The sequence below is a fragment of the Actinomadura meyerae genome (assembly GCF_900188445.1).
Lineage (GTDB): Bacteria > Actinomycetota > Actinomycetes > Streptosporangiales > Streptosporangiaceae > Spirillospora > Spirillospora meyerae.
Window position 1 is genome coordinate 393,439 of sequence record NZ_FZOR01000001.1, and the last position, 15,489, is coordinate 408,927.

General features: G+C 74.7%; 11 protein-coding genes. 10 read left to right on the forward strand and 1 reads right to left on the reverse strand.

What is annotated here, in order from left to right; translation table 11 throughout:
• Positions 1–113 precede the first annotated feature (113 nt).
• Together coaBC and metK are read left to right on the forward strand one after the other, a co-directional pair.
• Entirely contained in the window at positions 114–1,334 is a 1,221-nt protein-coding gene (coaBC, locus tag CHF16_RS01820; protein WP_089324087.1) for a bifunctional phosphopantothenoylcysteine decarboxylase/phosphopantothenate--cysteine ligase CoaBC, read from the forward strand.
• Positions 1,335–1,520: 186 nt separating this feature from the next.
• Entirely contained in the window at positions 1,521–2,714 is a 1,194-nt protein-coding gene (metK, locus tag CHF16_RS01825; protein ID WP_089324088.1) for a methionine adenosyltransferase, read from the forward strand.
• Between the two features lie 54 nt (positions 2,715–2,768).
• On the opposite strand, the gene CHF16_RS01830 is transcribed toward metK, so the two are convergent.
• Positions 2,769–4,439 (reverse strand): MFS transporter, encoded by a 1,671-nt coding sequence (locus CHF16_RS01830; RefSeq protein ID WP_245868143.1) that lies wholly within the window; start codon positions 4,437–4,439, stop codon positions 2,769–2,771.
• A gap of 173 nt (positions 4,440–4,612) precedes the next feature.
• On the opposite strand from CHF16_RS01830, the gene CHF16_RS01835 reads away from it, so the two are divergent.
• The 8 genes from CHF16_RS01835 to CHF16_RS01870 all read left to right on the forward strand — a co-directional run bounded on the left by CHF16_RS01835 (position 4,613) and on the right by CHF16_RS01870 (position 15,481).
• Complete coding sequence (locus tag CHF16_RS01835; RefSeq protein ID WP_089324090.1) at positions 4,613–6,745, forward strand: primosomal protein N'; 2,133 nt, start codon at positions 4,613–4,615, stop codon at positions 6,743–6,745.
• Positions 6,746–6,761: 16 nt separating this feature from the next.
• Positions 6,762–8,570: a hypothetical protein gene (locus tag CHF16_RS01840; RefSeq protein ID WP_143227846.1), complete on the forward strand. Its 1,809-nt coding sequence runs from the start codon at positions 6,762–6,764 to the stop codon at positions 8,568–8,570.
• A gap of 97 nt (positions 8,571–8,667) precedes the next feature.
• A complete protein-coding gene (gene def / locus CHF16_RS01845) occupies positions 8,668–9,213 on the forward strand; it encodes a peptide deformylase (protein ID WP_089324284.1) in 546 nt (181 codons plus the stop codon).
• Complete coding sequence (gene fmt / locus CHF16_RS01850) at positions 9,214–10,140, forward strand: methionyl-tRNA formyltransferase (protein ID WP_089324092.1); 927 nt, start codon at positions 9,214–9,216, stop codon at positions 10,138–10,140.
• Complete coding sequence (locus CHF16_RS01855) at positions 10,140–11,546, forward strand: RsmB/NOP family class I SAM-dependent RNA methyltransferase (RefSeq protein ID WP_089324093.1); 1,407 nt, start codon at positions 10,140–10,142, stop codon at positions 11,544–11,546. Before fmt ends, CHF16_RS01855 begins: the two co-directional genes overlap by 1 nt.
• 18 nt (positions 11,547–11,564) lie before the next feature.
• Entirely contained in the window at positions 11,565–12,515 is a 951-nt protein-coding gene (locus tag CHF16_RS01860; RefSeq protein WP_089324094.1) for a phosphatase PAP2 family protein, read from the forward strand.
• Positions 12,516–12,527: 12 nt separating this feature from the next.
• Positions 12,528–13,205, forward strand: coding sequence for a ribulose-phosphate 3-epimerase (gene rpe, locus CHF16_RS01865; protein ID WP_089324095.1), 678 nt, complete (start codon positions 12,528–12,530; stop codon positions 13,203–13,205).
• Between the two features lie 101 nt (positions 13,206–13,306).
• The gene (locus tag CHF16_RS01870) at positions 13,307–15,481 is read left to right on the forward strand and encodes a hypothetical protein (RefSeq protein WP_089324096.1); all 2,175 of its coding nucleotides are present in this window, start codon (positions 13,307–13,309) and stop codon (positions 15,479–15,481) included.
• The last annotated feature ends 8 nt before the right edge of the window (positions 15,482–15,489 follow it).

A 15,489-nucleotide genomic window follows, 5' to 3' on the forward strand; every position in this document is an offset into this window, starting at 1 on the left:
CGCCGATGCCGCACGTCGGCGCGCGGCCGCCTCCGCAGGCGCCCGCGGGGCTCCGCGGGGGGTGCCGCACCCCCGCCGCAGGCTCTCCGGGCGCGCGATGGGATCGTGACTGCATGACCTCCCGAAAGCCGCGCGTCGTCCTCGGCGTGAGCGCGGGCATCGCCGCGTACAAGGTGTGCGAGCTGCTCCGGCGGCTCACCGAGTCCGGCCACGACGTGACCGTGGTCCCGACCGCCGACGCGCTGCGGTTCGTCGGCGAGCCGACCTGGGCCGCGCTGTCCGGCAATCCGGTGTCCTCGCAGGTGTGGGACGGCGTCGCCGAGGTGCCGCACGTCCGGCTCGGCCAGAACGCCGACCTGGTGTTCGTCGCGCCCGCCACCGCCGACCTGCTGGCCCGGGCCGCACAGGGGCTGGCCGACGACCTGCTCACCAACACCCTGCTCACCGCCCGCTGCCCGGTCGTGTTCGCGCCCGCGATGCACACCGAGATGTGGGAGCACCCCGCGACCCGCGCCAACGTGGCGACGCTGCGGTCCCGGGGCGCGGTCGTGGTGGAGCCCGCGTCCGGGCGGCTCACCGGCAAGGACACCGGCCCCGGCCGGCTGCCCGACCCGGCCGAGCTGTTCGAGGTGGCGCGGCACGTCCTGGCCCGCGGCACCGGCGGCCGCGACCTGGCCGGGCGCCATGTCGTGGTGTCCGCCGGCGGCACCCGCGAGCCGATCGACCCGGTCCGGTTCATCGGGAACCGCTCGTCCGGGCTGCAGGGCTACGCGCTCGCCCGCACCGCCGCGGCGCGCGGCGCCCGGGTGACGCTCGTCTCGGCGAACGTCGCCCTGCCCGACCCCGCCGGCGCCGAGGTCGTCGCCGTCGGCTCGGCGGAGGAGATGCACAAGGCCGTGCTGGCGGCCGCGCCCGGCGCCGACGCGGTCGTGATGGCCGCCGCCGTCGCCGACTTCCGGCCGTCCGGCTACCGCGCCTCCAAGATCAAGAAGGCGGAGGGCGCCGAGCCGGAGCCGATCCGGCTCGTCAAGAACCCCGACATCCTGGCCGAGCTGGGCCGCGACCGCCGCCCAGGGCAGGTGATCGTGGGCTTCGCCGCCGAGACCGACGACGTCCTCGCCAACGGCCGCGCCAAGCTCGCCCGCAAGGGCAGCGACCTCCTCGTCGTCAACCAGGTCGGCGAGAACCTGACCTTCGGGCGCCCCGACAACGAGGCCGTCATCCTCGGCGCGGACGGCTCGCAGACCGAGGTGCCGCGCGGCGCGAAGGACGCCCTCGCCGAGGTCGTCTGGGACCTCGTCGCCGCCCGCCTGGACCCGCCCACCACCGATTGATCGGAGGCTCCCGGCTCGACCGAGTCACTACCGGCGCCCGACCCCGATCGGGCTAGACTGCGGGCCTGAAGCTCGGACCACCCGGACACCGCCCATTGGACTACGCGCGGGGGACGTCCCCGCCGAACTCGATGACATATCCGTCCTGCGACGTCAGTCAGCAGCCGCTGCAAGGAGTTCACGTACGTGTCTCGCCGCCTGTTCACCTCCGAGTCCGTGACCGAAGGACACCCGGACAAGATCGCGGACCAGATCAGTGACGCGATCCTCGACTCGATGCTCAAGGACGACCCGAAGAGCCGGGTCGCCGTCGAGACGTTGATCACGACCGGCCAGGTGCACGTGGCCGGCGAGGTCACCACCGAGACCTACGTCGACATCCCCGGGGTGATCCGGGAGAAGATCCTGGAGATCGGCTACGACTCGTCCAAGAAGGGCTTCGACGGGCACTCCTGCGGCGTGTCGGTGTCCATCGGCGCGCAGTCGCCCGACATCGCGCAGGGCGTCGACGACGCCTACGAGGCCCGCGAGGGCGAGGGCGTCGACGAGCTCGACCGGCAGGGCGCCGGCGACCAGGGCCTGATGTTCGGCTACGCCACCAGCGAGACGCCCGAGCTGATGCCGCTGCCGATCACGCTGGCGCACCGGCTCGCGCAGCGGCTGTCGGCGGTCCGCAAGAGCGGCGACGTCCCCTACCTGCGCCCGGACGGCAAGACCCAGGTCACCATCGAGTACGACGGCGACCGCGGCGTCCGCCTCGACACCGTCGTGGTGTCCAGCCAGCACGCTCCCGACATCGACCTGAAGGAGCTGCTCGCCCCGGACGTGAAGGAGCACGTGGTCGACCCGGTGCTCGCGCAGTTCGACCTCGACACCGACGGGTACCGGCTGCTGGTCAACCCGACGGGCCGCTTCGAGATCGGCGGCCCGATGGGCGACGCGGGCCTCACCGGCCGCAAGATCATCGTCGACACCTACGGCGGCATGGCCCGGCACGGCGGCGGCGCGTTCTCCGGCAAGGACCCGTCCAAGGTCGACCGGTCCGCCGCGTACGCGATGCGCTGGGTCGCCAAGAACATCGTCGCCGCGCAGCTCGCCGACCGCGCCGAGGTCCAGGTCGCGTACGCGATCGGCAAGGCGCACCCGGTCGGGGTGTTCGTGGAGACGTTCGGCACCGAGAAGGTCGCCCCCGAGAAGATCGAGAAGGCCGTGGACGAGGTCTTCGACCTGCGCCCGGCCGCGATCGTCCGCGACCTGGACCTGCTCCGCCCGATCTACTCGCAGACCGCCGCGTACGGCCACTTCGGCCGGTCGGAGCCCGACTTCTCCTGGGAGTCGACCGACCGCGCCAAGGACCTGGCCTCCGCCGCCGGTCTCTGACAGCCGCGCAGAGAGGGCCCCGGGGCTAACCCGGGGCCCTCTTCGCGTCTCCGCTCAGGAGGGGCAGTGGTTGCCGCGGTGGAGGCCGTAGCGGGCGGCGATGGTGTACCGGCCGGGCTCACGCGCCGTGAGCCGGACGAAGTCGCCCGCGCGCGCCAGGCAGCCGTCCCCGCCCGTGGCGCTCAGCCACGGCGACCAGGAGACCCGCACGAGGACGGACCCCTTGGACGGCATGTCGACGACGAGTTCGCCCGCGGTGAGCTCCTGGACGGACGCCGGGCGGTCGACCAGCGGCGTCGGGTCGGCGACGCGGAACAGGCGCCAGTGCTCGTCCCGCCAGACCTCCGTGAGGTACGGCTGGCCCCGCTCGACCAGGGCGGCCTCCTCCTGCGCCGACCAGTCGACCTCCTGCTCGGGCAGGACGACGTACTGCACGGACCACTCGTGCAGCCAGTCTCGGTAGGAGTCGGCCGTCAGCGCGCCGTCCTCGTAGAACAGCTCGTGCCGCTCGGCGTCGACCTGGCGGTTCCAGCCGCGCGCCAGCACGAAGTGGCGGCTGAGGCCGGCCGACTCCCAGTGGGAGCGCAGCGGCACGACCTCGATGCGCGCGTCGCCGGCGCCGAGGGCGTCGAGTTCGGCCACGAGGCCGCGCGCGTGTGCGGCGGCGGCCGCCGCGGGCTCGGTGTGGATCAGGTCGTCCACGGGCTTCACGACCTGCCAGGACGCGGTGACGATGAACGCCAGCGACAGCACCGCGATCCGGACCAGGCCCTGCGCGCGCGCCACCGCCGACAGCAGGAACATGCCGCCGAACAGCAGCGCCAGGCGCTCGACGTTGCTGCCGACGGGGGAGGGGATCAGCCAGGTCAGCAGGATTCCGGTCAGGTAGACGCCCGCGCCGACGCGCACGAACGTCCACGTCTTGGGCGCGCACAGCAGCATCGCGATGACGCTGGTGACGGCGGGCAGCACGATGGCGGTGAGCGAGATCGGCTGCACCCCGCTGAAGGGGAACAGCAGGCTGGTGGTGCCCACCACGAGGGGGAGGCCGACGGCGAGGCAGACGCCCGCGCGGCGGCGCCCGGTCAGGAACAGCGCGGCGGCCAGCACCAGCAGGAACAGGCCGGCGACCGGACTGGCGAGCGAGGCGAGCACGCTGAAGCCGACCATCCCGGCGGCGCGCAGGCCGGGCGTGCCGCGCGGTGTGAACGCGGCGATCGTCGCCATGAGGGCGAACGTCAGGCCCAGCCCGAAGGTCACGCGCCCCGAGGCGGTGTTGCACGACAGTGCGAACGCGGCCCACAGCGATGCTGGCAGCGCCACCGGGGCCCGGAACTTCTTGAGCAGGTGGCCGGTCAGTGCGGCGGAGAGCGTGCCCGTCACCACCGCGACCGTGCGGATGCCGAACAGCGCCATCAGGTACGGCGACAGGACGCTGTAGGACACCGGGTGCATCCCGCCGTACCAGGCGAAGCTGTAGGCGGCGCCGGGGTGCTTCCAGGCGAAGTCGGTCCACGCGGCCTGGGCCGCGAGGTCGCCTCCCTCGGTGGCGAGGGCGAGGGCCCAGACCAGGTGGAGGACGGCCGCCGCCGCCGAGGCGGCCACCACCGGGTGGCGCGCGCGCCTCTTCCACTTCTTCCAGTCGGGCGAGGGGCGGGCGGGACGGCGCGGCGATCCAGGCCGGACCGGGGCGTCCGCCCGCTCTGGAGTATGCGCTGTGGTCACATCGCCTGCACGGGCTCGTCGGACGGCGGGGCGCGGAGGGGGCGGCGGGCAATGGGCCGGCGGGCACGCGCCCGGTTCAAACGGATCAACCCTAGCGTGCCCGTCCGGTGGTCGGGTGCATCTGGCCGTCGGGGTGCATCTGGCCGTCGGGTGCATCTGGTAGGACGGGGAGCGTGACGAAGGACGGCGGGGGGACGGACCTGATCCCGGGGCTGGACGACCTTCCCCGGGCTCCTGCCGGCGGAGCCGACCAGGCGGGCAAGACGGACAAGCCTGGTAAGCCCGGCAAGTCGAAGAAGGCGGGCGGGCGCAAGGGGGCGCGGAGCCCGGCCGGCGAGCTGCCCGTGGCGCGGATCGCGGTCGACATGTCCCTGCCGCACCTGGACCGGCCGTTCGACTACCTGGTGCCCGCCGAGCTGGACGACCGGGCGGTGCCGGGGTGCCGGGTGCGGGTCCGCTTCGCCGGGCAGCTCGTCGATGGGTTCCTGCTGGAGCGCGCCGCCGAGAGCGGCCACGACGGCACGCTGCTGTTCCTGGAGCGGGTGACGTCCTCCGAGGCCGTCCTGACGCCAGAGATCGCCGCCCTGGCCCGGGAGGTGGCCGACCGGTACGCGGGCACGTTCGCGGACGTCCTCCGGCTGGCGGTCCCGCCCCGGCACGCCCGGGTGGAGGCCGAACCCGTGCCGGAGCCGGAGGAGCCCGAAGACTCCGAGGCTGAAGCGGAGGCCGCCTCCGACGATCCCGGGCCCTGGCGCGACTATCCGGCCGGGCCGTCCTTCTTGAGCGCGCTCGCCGACGGGAGGGCGCCGCGCGCCGTCTGGTCGGCGCTGCCGGGGCCCGAGTGGACGGCCGCCATAGCGCGCGCGGTCGCCGCCACTCTGCGCGGTGGGCGCGGTGCGATCGTCGTGGTGGCCGATGGCCGCGACGTGGCGCGCGTCGACGCCGCCCTGAAGGCGGAGCTGGGGGAGGGCTCGCACGTCGCCCTGACGGCGGAACTCGGCCCGGCGGAGCGCTACCGCAGGTGGCTCGCCGTGCTGCGCGGCAGGGCGCGGGCGGTCGTCGGCACACGCGCGGCCATGTTCGCCCCCGTAGCCGACCTGGGCTTGGTCGTGCTGTGGGACGACGGTGACGACGTCCACGCCGAACCCCACGCGCCGTACCCGCACCCCCGCGACGTCCTCGCGCTGCGCGCGCACAGGGCGAACGCAGGCGCGCTCATCGGCGGCTTCACCCGGACCACCGACGCCACCCAGCTGGTGGAGACCGGCTGGGCGCACGCTCTCGCGGCCGGCCGTGAGCGTGTGCGGGCGGCGATGCCCCGCGTCCGGTACGTGGGTGAGGACGCGCAGCTAGCACGTGACGCCGCCGCCCGTACGGCACGCCTGCCGAACGTCGCTTTCGAGGCCGCCAGGAGCGCCCTGCAGGACGGCCCCGTCCTGGTGCAGGTGCCGAGGCGCGGCTACGTCCCCGGCATCGCGTGCGGGCGCTGCCGGGAGCCCGCCCGGTGCCAGGCGTGCCAGGGGCCGCTGTCGCTGGCCTCGTCCCATGCGGCTCCCTACTGCCGCTGGTGCGGACGCATCGCGGGCGACTGGCACTGCCCCGAGTGCGGCTTCTTCCAGGTGCGCGCCGTCGTCGTGGGGGCGAAGCGCACGGCGGAGGAACTCGGCAGGGCGTTCCCCGGCGTCCCCGTACGCACGTCCGGCCGCGACGCGATTCTCGACCGGGTCGGCCCGGAGCGTGCTCTCGTGGTGTCCACGCCAGGGGCGGAGCCCCCGGCGGACGAGGGCTACAGGGCCGCGCTGCTGCTGGACGGCTGGGTCCTGCTGGGCCGCCCCGATCTGCGCGCCGGTGAGGAGGCGCTGCGGCGCTGGATGAACGCGGCGTCGCTGGTCCGCCCGCAGGGGCCGGTCATCGTCGCGGCCGAGGGGTCGCTCGCGCCCGTGCAGGCGCTCGTCCGGTGGGATGCGGCCACGTACGCCGAGCGCGAGCTGGCCGAGCGGAGGGAGGCGGGGTTCCCGCCCGCCGCGCGGATGGCGTCGCTCACCGGCTCCCCGGCGGCGATCCGGGAGCTGCTGGCCGATGCCCGGCTGCCGGAGGGGGCGGAGGTGCTCGGGCCGGTCCCGGTGCCGGTCCCCGCCGGGCAGGCGGGAACCGGAGCCCAGGAGAAGGAGCGTGCGCTGGTACGGGTGCCCCGTCCGGCGGGCCATGCTTTGGCGCGCGCACTGAAGGAAGCCCAAGGTGTGCGCAGCGCGCGTAAAGCCACGGAGACCGTACGCGTGCAGATCGACCCCCTGGAGCTGATCTGAGCAATAGGGTTCTCGGGTGGCCGACAACTGGGTGGAGAGCACCGCCGGCGACCTGCGGCGGTGGGCGGACGAACGCGGCGAGGCGCTGGACGAGCAAGGGGTCCGCATCTTGCTCGGCCTGGCGCACGACGAGATGGGCCTCGCGGGGCCGGGCGAGCTGACCCCGGAAGGGGTCCGCGAGCTGCTGCTGGAGGTCTTCCCCGAGACGGTGGTCGCCGGGAGCGACGACGTCCCGACCGTCCTGGACGCCTTCCGCAAGATCGTCGGCCATCTGCGCGACACCGGCGCGGTCGCCGAGCCGGACGCCGCCGCGCTGGCCGCGGAGATCGACCGGACCGGGCCCGAGTTCGCCGAGGTCGTGGCCGCCGTCGACAGCGAGGAGCGGCAGGCCGCCGCCGAGGTGATCGGCGGGCTGATGCAGGCCGACGGGGTCTCGCTGGACGACAAGGAGGCCGTCGACGCGTGGGTGCGCGCGTTCGAGGAGCTTCCGGAGGCCGAGCGCTACGCCCGCACCGAGGAGTACCTGCGGCGGGCGGGCGAGCTGGTCGTCCCGCCGGTCCGGCAGGCGCCGATGGACGTGGTGGCCGCCGCCGCGCGCGCGTCCCGCCTGACCGAGGCCGTCCTGGCCCTCGCCGGCTGGACGGGGGAGCGCACCCTCACCGAGCACGACACGCTCAGCGACGAGGACATCGACGCGGCCGAGGCCGCCCTCGGACTGGAGGTCCCGCGCCGCCACGGGCAGGTGGAGGACCACGGCGAGCTGGAGCGCCTGTGGTGGGCCGCCGTCGAGGCCGACGTCATCACCGCTGAGAACGGCAGTGCCGGACCAGGCCCGGCGCACCCGCGCCTCGGCTCCGAGGACGACGAGGAGTTCCTCTCCGCCTGGCTGCCGCTGTTCGAGTCGATGGTGGTGCCGGGCCACGACTACGCCGACGGCCTGGACGCGGTGGAGCTCGTCCAGAACGAGCTGACCGGCGTCCTCATCCACCTGTACGAGCAGGAGCAGCCCACGGAGCCGGAGATCCTGGCCGGGGCGCTGCTCGGCCACGTCGAGGAGGCCTACGACCTCTCCGACGCCGAGGCCATGGGCGCCCTGGTCCGCGACGCGGTGCGGCTGGAGCTGGAGACCCTGCGGGAATGGGGGATCGTCGAGCCGTCCGGCGAGGGGCTCGCGCTGACGCCGCTCGGCGTCTGGGCCGTCCGGGAGCTGCTGGTGGCGGACGGGTTCACCGCTCCGGTCATCGGCGAGCTGGCCGGGGCCCGCGCGTCCGAGCTGATCGCCGGGCTCACCTGGTACCGGCCCGACGCCGCCGACGAGGAGATCGAAGGCTGGCTGGCCGCCCACGACCCCAAGGACGCCGCCGCCGACCTGCTGGACGTCATGCGCACCGGCGGGCCCGGCGCCCGCAACCTCGCCGCGGCCGTCCTGCACCGCATCGGGCCGGAGGCCGCCGGGGTGGTGCGCGCCGCGCGTGAGCACCCGCTGGTCTCGCCCTACGCCGCGCTCTGGCTGAACGCCGTCGGCGACCCGTCCGGGCGGGAGCTGGCCCGCGAGGAGTACCTGTGGGTCTTCGTCGACACCGTCGCGGGGATGCTGGAGACCGCCGAACCGGCGGAGGCGGTCGCGGCCGCCCTCATCGACGCCCCGCCCGAGGCGGAGATGAAGGACATGGTCGAGGACCTGTGGCGCACGGAGCACCCGGGCGCGGCCGACGTCCTGGAGGCGCTGGGGGCGCACCATCCCGACAAGGCGACCGCCAAGGCCGCCCGTACCGCCGCCTACAAGGCGCGTTCGGCGCGCCAGGGGGAGCATCGCGGCGTGTGAATCACCGCCGGATGTCTCCGTAGACTGGACGGCACACCGGCAGGACGCCTGCCGCATCGCCAGAACGACAGCAGACATGCAGGGAACGGAGTCCCCGTTGGCCGTCAAGCCCATCCGCCTCTTCGGCGACCCCGTGCTGCGCACGCCCGCGGAGCCGGTGAAGGACTTCGACAAGGAGCTGCGCCAGCTCGTCAAGGACCTCACCGACACGATGATCGACGCTCCCGGCGCGGGCCTGGCGGCACCGCAGCTCGGCGTGGGCCTCCGGGTGTTCACCTACTACGTCGACGACCGCCTCGGGCACCTGGTCAACCCCACGCTCGACCTGACCGACGAGCAGGAGACCGACGACGAGGGCTGCCTGTCCCTGCCCGGCCTCGCGTTCCCCACGCCCCGCTCGGTCGGGGTGGTGGCCAAGGGCTTCAACATGCACGGCGAGCCCATCACGCTGGAGGGCACGCACCTGCTGGCCCGCTGCGTCCAGCACGAGACCGACCACCTCGACGGGATCATCTTCATCGACCGGATGGACCCCGAGCAGCGCAAGGCCGCGATGAAGGCGATCCGGGAGGCCGAGTGGTTCGGCGACCCGGTCCCGGTCGTCAAGGAGTCGCCGCATCGGACCCTCGGGCAGGCGATCTAGGTGCGGCTGGTCTTCGCGGGCACCCCGGACACCGCGCTCCCGGCGCTGACGGCGCTGCTGGGCTCCTCGCACGAGGTGGCCGCGGTCGTGACCCGCCCCGACCGCCCGTCGGGCCGCGGGCGGCGGCTCAGCGCCTCCCCGGTGGCCGAGCTCGCCGCCGAGGCCGGCATCGAGGTGCTCAAGCCCGCCAAGGCCCGTGACCCCGAGTTCCTCGACCGGCTCCGCGAGATCGCGCCCGACTGCTGCCCCGTCGTCGCCTACGGGGCGCTGCTGCCCCGCGAGGCCCTGGACATCCCGCGGTACGGCTGGGTGAACCTGCACTTCTCGCTGCTGCCCGCCTGGCGCGGCGCGGCGCCCGTCCAGCGCGCGATCCTGCACGGCGACGAGGTGACCGGCGCGGCCACGTTCCAGATCGAGGAGGGCCTCGACACCGGCCCGGTCTACGGGGTGCTCACCGAGCCGATCCGGCCGACCGACACCTCGGGTGAACTGCTGGAGCGGCTCGCCGTCGCCGGGGCGACCCTGCTGCTGGACACCATGAACGGCATCGAGGCGGGCGTCCTCGAACCCCGCCCGCAGCCGACCGAGGGCGTGTCCCACGCGGCGAAGCTCACGCCCGAGGACGCCCGCGTCGACTGGGGGACCCCCGCCCTGCACATCGACCGCCTCGTGCGCGCCTGCACGCCCGCCCCCGGCGCGTGGACGACCTTTCGCGACGCGCGCCTCAAGCTGGGGCCGGTCCGCCTGGCACCGGACGCGGAGAAGCTCGCGCCCGGCGAGATCCGCGCCGGGAAGAACGAGGTACTGGTGGGAACGGCCACGCACCCCGTCAGGCTCGGCGACGTCCAGCCGCAGGGCAAGCGGCCCATGGCCGCCGCCGACTGGGCGCGCGGCCTCGACCTCACCGGCAAGGACGCGCTGAACTGATGCCACCCGCCCGCAACCGCCGCCACGCCCCGAACCGCAGGCCCGGCGGTCCCCGCAGGACGGGACGCCCGCAGGACCTGGTCCGCCGCACGGCGTTCGACGTGATCCGCGCGGTCGATACCCGCGACGCGTACGCGAACCTCCTGCTGCCCAAGCGCCTGCACGAACGCGCCCTGACCGGACGCGACGCGGCCCTCGCCACCGAGCTGACCTACGGGACGCTGCGCGGCCGCGGCACCTACGACGCGATCCTCGCGCTGTGCAGCGACCGCGAGCTGCGCCGGATCGACGCCCCGCTGCTGGACGTCCTGCGCCTCGGCGCGCACCAGATCCTCGCCACCCGCATCCCGCCGCACGCCGCCGTGGGGACGGCCGTGGAGCTGGCCCGCTCGGTGGCGGGCCCCGGCCAGGCGAAGTTCGCCAACGCGGTGCTGCGCAAGGTCGCGACCCGCGACATGGACGCCTGGCTGGAGATCGTGGCGCCCGCCGGCGCCGACCCCACGACCCGGCTCTCGATCGCGCACAGCCATCCCAAGTGGATCGTGTCCGCGCTGCGCGACGCCGTCGGCCCCGGCGAGATCGGAGAGCTCCTCGCGGCCGACAACGCCCGCCCCAGGGTGACGCTCGTCGCCCGTCCCGGCCGCGCCGCGCTCCAGGAGCTGTACGAGGCCGGCGCCGAGCCCGCCCCGTACTCGCCCTACGCGGCCGTGCTGCCCGAGGGTGACCCCGCGGGCATCGGCGCCGTCCGGGAAGGACGTGCGGCCGTTCAGGACGAGGCGAGCCAGATGGTCGCCCTGGCGCTGGCCGAGGCCCCTCTGGACGGCCGGGACGCACGCTGGGCCGACCTCTGCGCCGGTCCGGGAGGCAAGGCGGGGCTGCTGTCCGCCCTGGCGACCCAGCGCGACGCACGGCTCCTCGCGGCCGACGTCCAGCCGCACCGCGCCGGGCTCGTCCGGCGCGCGGTCGACGCCCGCGCGGGCGTGGTCGCGGCCGACGGCACCGCACCCGCCTGGCGTCCCGGGGTCTTCGACCGGGTCATGGTGGACGCGCCCTGCACCGGCCTTGGGGCGCTCCGGCGCCGCCCGGAGTCCCGTTGGCGGAGAGGACCCGAAGCGGTCGCCGAGCTGGGCGACCTGCAGCGCGGCCTGCTCACGGCGGCGCTGGAGTCGGTACGTCCCGGCGGCGTGGTCGCCTACGTCACCTGCTCCCCGCACCTGGCCGAGACCCGCGTCGTGGTCGACGACGTCCTACGCAAGCGCGAGGACGTGGAACGGCTCGACGCGCCGGCCGTGCTGACGTCGCTCAGCGCGGACCTCACCGGTCTGGGCGACGGCCCCTACGCGCAGTTCTGGCCGCACCGCCACGGCACGGACGCGATGTTCCTGGCCCTTCTGCGCCGCACCTGACCCACCCCTGGGGGACCCGTGCTGACCGGCTTCATGCTCTTCATGTCGTATCTGGGCAGCTCGGCCTTCTATGTTCCGCTGCTGGTGGCGCTCTTCTGGTGCGTCGCGCCGCGCCTGGCGGCGCGGGTCGCGGTCGTCCTGCTATCGGGCGCGCTCCTCAACACGCTCTTGAAACTGGTGTTCCACGAGCCGCGCCCCTACTGGACGGACCCCGGCATCAAGGGCAGGCAGGCGCTGTCCTCCTTCGGGATGCCGTCCGGCCACGCCCAGAACGGCATCGTGGCGTGGGGTTTCGTCGCCGCGCAGAGCAGGCGCCGGCTCGTCTGGGCGGGGGCCGCCGTCATCATCGTCCTGATCGGCGTGTCCCGCGTCTATCTGGGCGTCCACTCGACCGGCCAGGTCCTTGCCGGATGGGCCATCGGCCTGGCCTTCCTGGTGGCCGTCCTCGCGCTGGAACCCATCGTCGTCCCGTGGTGGGCCCGGCGGCATCTGGCGGTGCAGTTGGGGCTCTCACTGGCGATGGCTCTGCTGCTGCTGGGCGCGGCCTGGGTCGTGTGGCATCCGCTGGAGAACTGGCAGTGGCCCCAAGCCTGGGCGGACGCCGTCATCGCGGCCGGCGGGCGGACCGAGTCCGTCACCCTGACCGACCCCGCGCGAGCGGCGGGCGGGCTCGGCGGCGTGGTCGCGGGCCTGTCCATCCTCGCGGCACGCGGCTGGTTCGACCCCGGGGGGAAGCCTTGGCAGCGGCTGGCCCGCCTGCCGCTGGGGTTCGCCGGCGCCGCCCTCATCGCCGCGCTGAACGCCCTGCCAGGCGCCGAGGACCCGCTCCGGGCGTTCGCCGTGCAGGCGCTCCTCACGCTGTGGGTCATCGCCGGGGCGCCGGAGGCGTTCGTCCGGCTGCGCCTGGCCGCCCGCCCCACCCCCGGCATCACCCGGGCGGGTGAGGGCCGGGCGGAACTGCGCCAATAGACTCGGGCCATCATGGCTCCTCAGATCTCACCCAGCATCCTGTCCGCCGACTTCGCCCGCCTGGCCGAGGAGATCGCGCGCATCTCCGGTTCCGCCGACTGGGTCCACGTCGACGTCATGGACAACCACTTCGTCCCGAACCTCACCCTGGGCCTGCCGGTCGTCCGGGCGCTGCTGGAGCACAGCCCGCTGCCGCTGGACTGCCACCTGATGATCGAGGACCCCGACCGCTGGGCGCCGGAGTACGCCGAGGCGGGCGCGAAGAGCGTCACCATCCACGCCGAGGCGGCGAAGGCCCCCATCCGCACCCTGCGCGCCATCCGCTCCGCCGGCGCGCGCGCGGGGCTCGGCGTCAACCCGGCCACCCCCGTGGACGGCTTCGAAGACCTCCTCGGCGAGATCGACATGCTCCTGCTGATGACCGTGGAGCCGGGCTTCGGCGGCCAGAAGTTCCTGGACGTCGTCCTGCCGAAGGTCCGCCGGGCCCGGGAGCTGATCAAGGGCCGCGACCTGCCCGTCTGGCTCCAGGTGGACGGCGGCGTCAGCGCCGAGACGATCGAGCGCTGCGCCGAGGCGGGCGCGGACGTCTTCGTCGCGGGCAGCGCCGTCTACGGCGCCGACGACCCGGCCGAGGCGATCCGCGCGCTGCGCGCCCAGGCCGAGGAGGCCACCGCGAAGGCGAACTGGTGACCTGCGCTCCCGCGGAAGCCCGCCAGTAATAACTGTTACGTTTCGGCTCGAACCGGGGCGTTCCGGTTGCGGCGGCGGCCGGGCTCCTGGAGTCTGGCCGCATGATCAACGAGGCGCGGCGGGGCTCTGCCCGAATCGCGGTCGCCTGGTCGGCCGTGCTCCTGTGCCTGGTCATCGGCTCGGCCGCGGTGCAGTTCGCGGGCCGCTCGCAGGGCGACCCGCAGCCGGTGCGCGCCCCGGTCGTGGTCATCGGCGTCGCCGGGCTGGCCTGGGGCGACATCCGGCCCGATCAGACCCCGAACCTGTGGCGCGTGCTCGCCGGGGGCGCCGCCGCGGCTGCCGCGACGGTCCGCACCACCGGCGGCCCGGCCTGCGCGTCCGACGGCTGGCTGTCGCTGTCGGCGGGGCAGTCCAGCGTGGGACCGCGCACCGATGACGACGAGTGCGCGCCGCTCCCGCCCGTGCGGACGGCCGGCGGCGGCGCCCGGGTGGAGCGGTGGGACGAACTCGTCGACGCCCAGCGCCGGTCGGAGTTCTCCCCCCGCCCCGGCGCCCTGGGAAAGGCGCTCGCCGAGCACGAGGGATGCGAGACCGCCATCGGCCCCGGCGCCGCGATCGCGCTGGCCAAACCGGACGGTACCGTCGGCCGCTACAGCGCGACCGTGACGGACTCCGCGTTCGGCTGCCCGGTCACGGTGATCGACGGCGGCCAGGTCGTGGAGTCCGGCTCCGGCAGGCTGAACTCGCTGGCCCGCGTCGACACGTTCGCGGGCGACGTGCTGGAGCGCGTCCAGGGCCGGGCCACCGTGCTCGTGCAGGGCGTCTCCGAACCGCCGGGCGGCACGCCGTACCTCGCGGTGAGCATGGTCGACGGCCCGGCGACCGACGCCCGCACCGCCCCGGCGCTGCTGACGGTCTCCTCCACCCGCTGGGGCGGGATCGTGCGGCTGCTGGACGTGCCGAGCACCCTGCTGGCGGCGGTCGGCGCCCCCGAGCCCGCCGAGTTCAGCGGCGCGCCGGTCTCACTGGGCCGCGCGCGTCCCGCCGACGCGACGACGGCCGTCCACGAACTCGGCGCCCTCACCACCACCGACCAGACGCTGCGCCGCTGGTCGGCGATGCTGCTGCTCGTGGTGGCCGCGACCCAACTGGCCCTGTACGCCACTGCGCTGGCCGTCCGGCGCCGCCTCCCGGCGGGCCCGGCCGGGCCCCGGCTGAGACGCCTCTTCATCCACGCCGCGCTCGCGTTCTCGGTGCTGCCCGTGTCGGTGTACCTGATGTCGCTGACCCGCTGGTGGCACGTACCGTCCCCGGACGCGGGACTGTGGGCGGCCCTGGCGGTCACCATCGTGCTGGCGTCCGTGCCGGCATGGCTGCTGCCCGCACGTCCGCTGTGGCGGGTGCCGCTCGCGGTGACCCTGCTGACGTTCAGTGTGCTGGTCGTGGACGCCGCGACCGGCACGCTCCTGCACCGCGGCAGCCCGTTCGGGCCCTCGGCGCTGTACGGCGGGCGCTACTACGGGTTCGGCAACTCCACCTTCGCCGTCTTCGCCGTCGCCGCGCTGGTGCTCGCCGGTGCCGTCGCCGCCGAGCTGACCGCCCGTGGCCGCCGCCGGGCGGCCGGCGCCGCCGTCGCCGGGATCGGGGCCGTCGCGGTGGCCGTCGACACCTGGCCCGCCTGGGGCGCCGACGTGGGCGGCGGCCTGGCGCTGATCCCCGGGGTGGCGGTGCTGGCCCTCGCCGTCGCCGGGGTGCGGCTGACACCGATGCGGCTAGTCGGCGTCGGGTCGGCCGCGGTGGCGGTGGTCGCCGCCGTAGCGGTGGCGGACTGGCTGCGCCCCGCGTCCTCACGCACGCACGCCGGACGCTTCGTCCAGGACGTCCTCGAAGGCGAGGCGTGGCAGCTCATCGACCGCAAGGCGGGCTACGCGCTGTCCTCCCTGACAGGCGGCCCACTGGCCTGGGGCACGGCCTTCGTCCTGGTGCTCCTGGTGCTGGCGCTCGCCTGGCCGCACCGGTTCTCGCCCGCCGGCCTGGACGCCGCGCTGCGCCAGTGGCCGACCCTGCGCCCCACCCTCGCGGCCGTCCTCACCACGTGCGCGATCGGCGCCGTGGTCAACGACTACGGCATACGGCTAGCCACCTACGGCCTCATCACCCTCATGCCCCTCCTGGCCCTAACCTGCGCCCGCGCCGACCGGGAGCCCAACGAACAAAGCAACCAGACAAAAGCCGACCCGACCAAGGTCGGCCCCGAGGCAGAGCCCCAGGCATAACCAGGGTC

Excerpts from the sequence above, each read along its gene's own strand:
- CHF16_RS01855 (WP_089324093.1), top strand. The coding sequence starts at position 10,140 with ATGCCACCCGCCCGCAACCGCCGCCACGCCCCGAACCGCAGGCCCGGC.
- CHF16_RS01870 (WP_089324096.1), top strand. The coding sequence starts at position 13,307 with ATGATCAACGAGGCGCGGCGGGGCTCTGCCCGAATCGCGGTCGCCTGG.
- coaBC (WP_089324087.1), top strand. The coding sequence starts at position 114 with ATGACCTCCCGAAAGCCGCGCGTCGTCCTCGGCGTGAGCGCGGGCATC.
- rpe (WP_089324095.1), top strand. The coding sequence starts at position 12,528 with ATGGCTCCTCAGATCTCACCCAGCATCCTGTCCGCCGACTTCGCCCGC.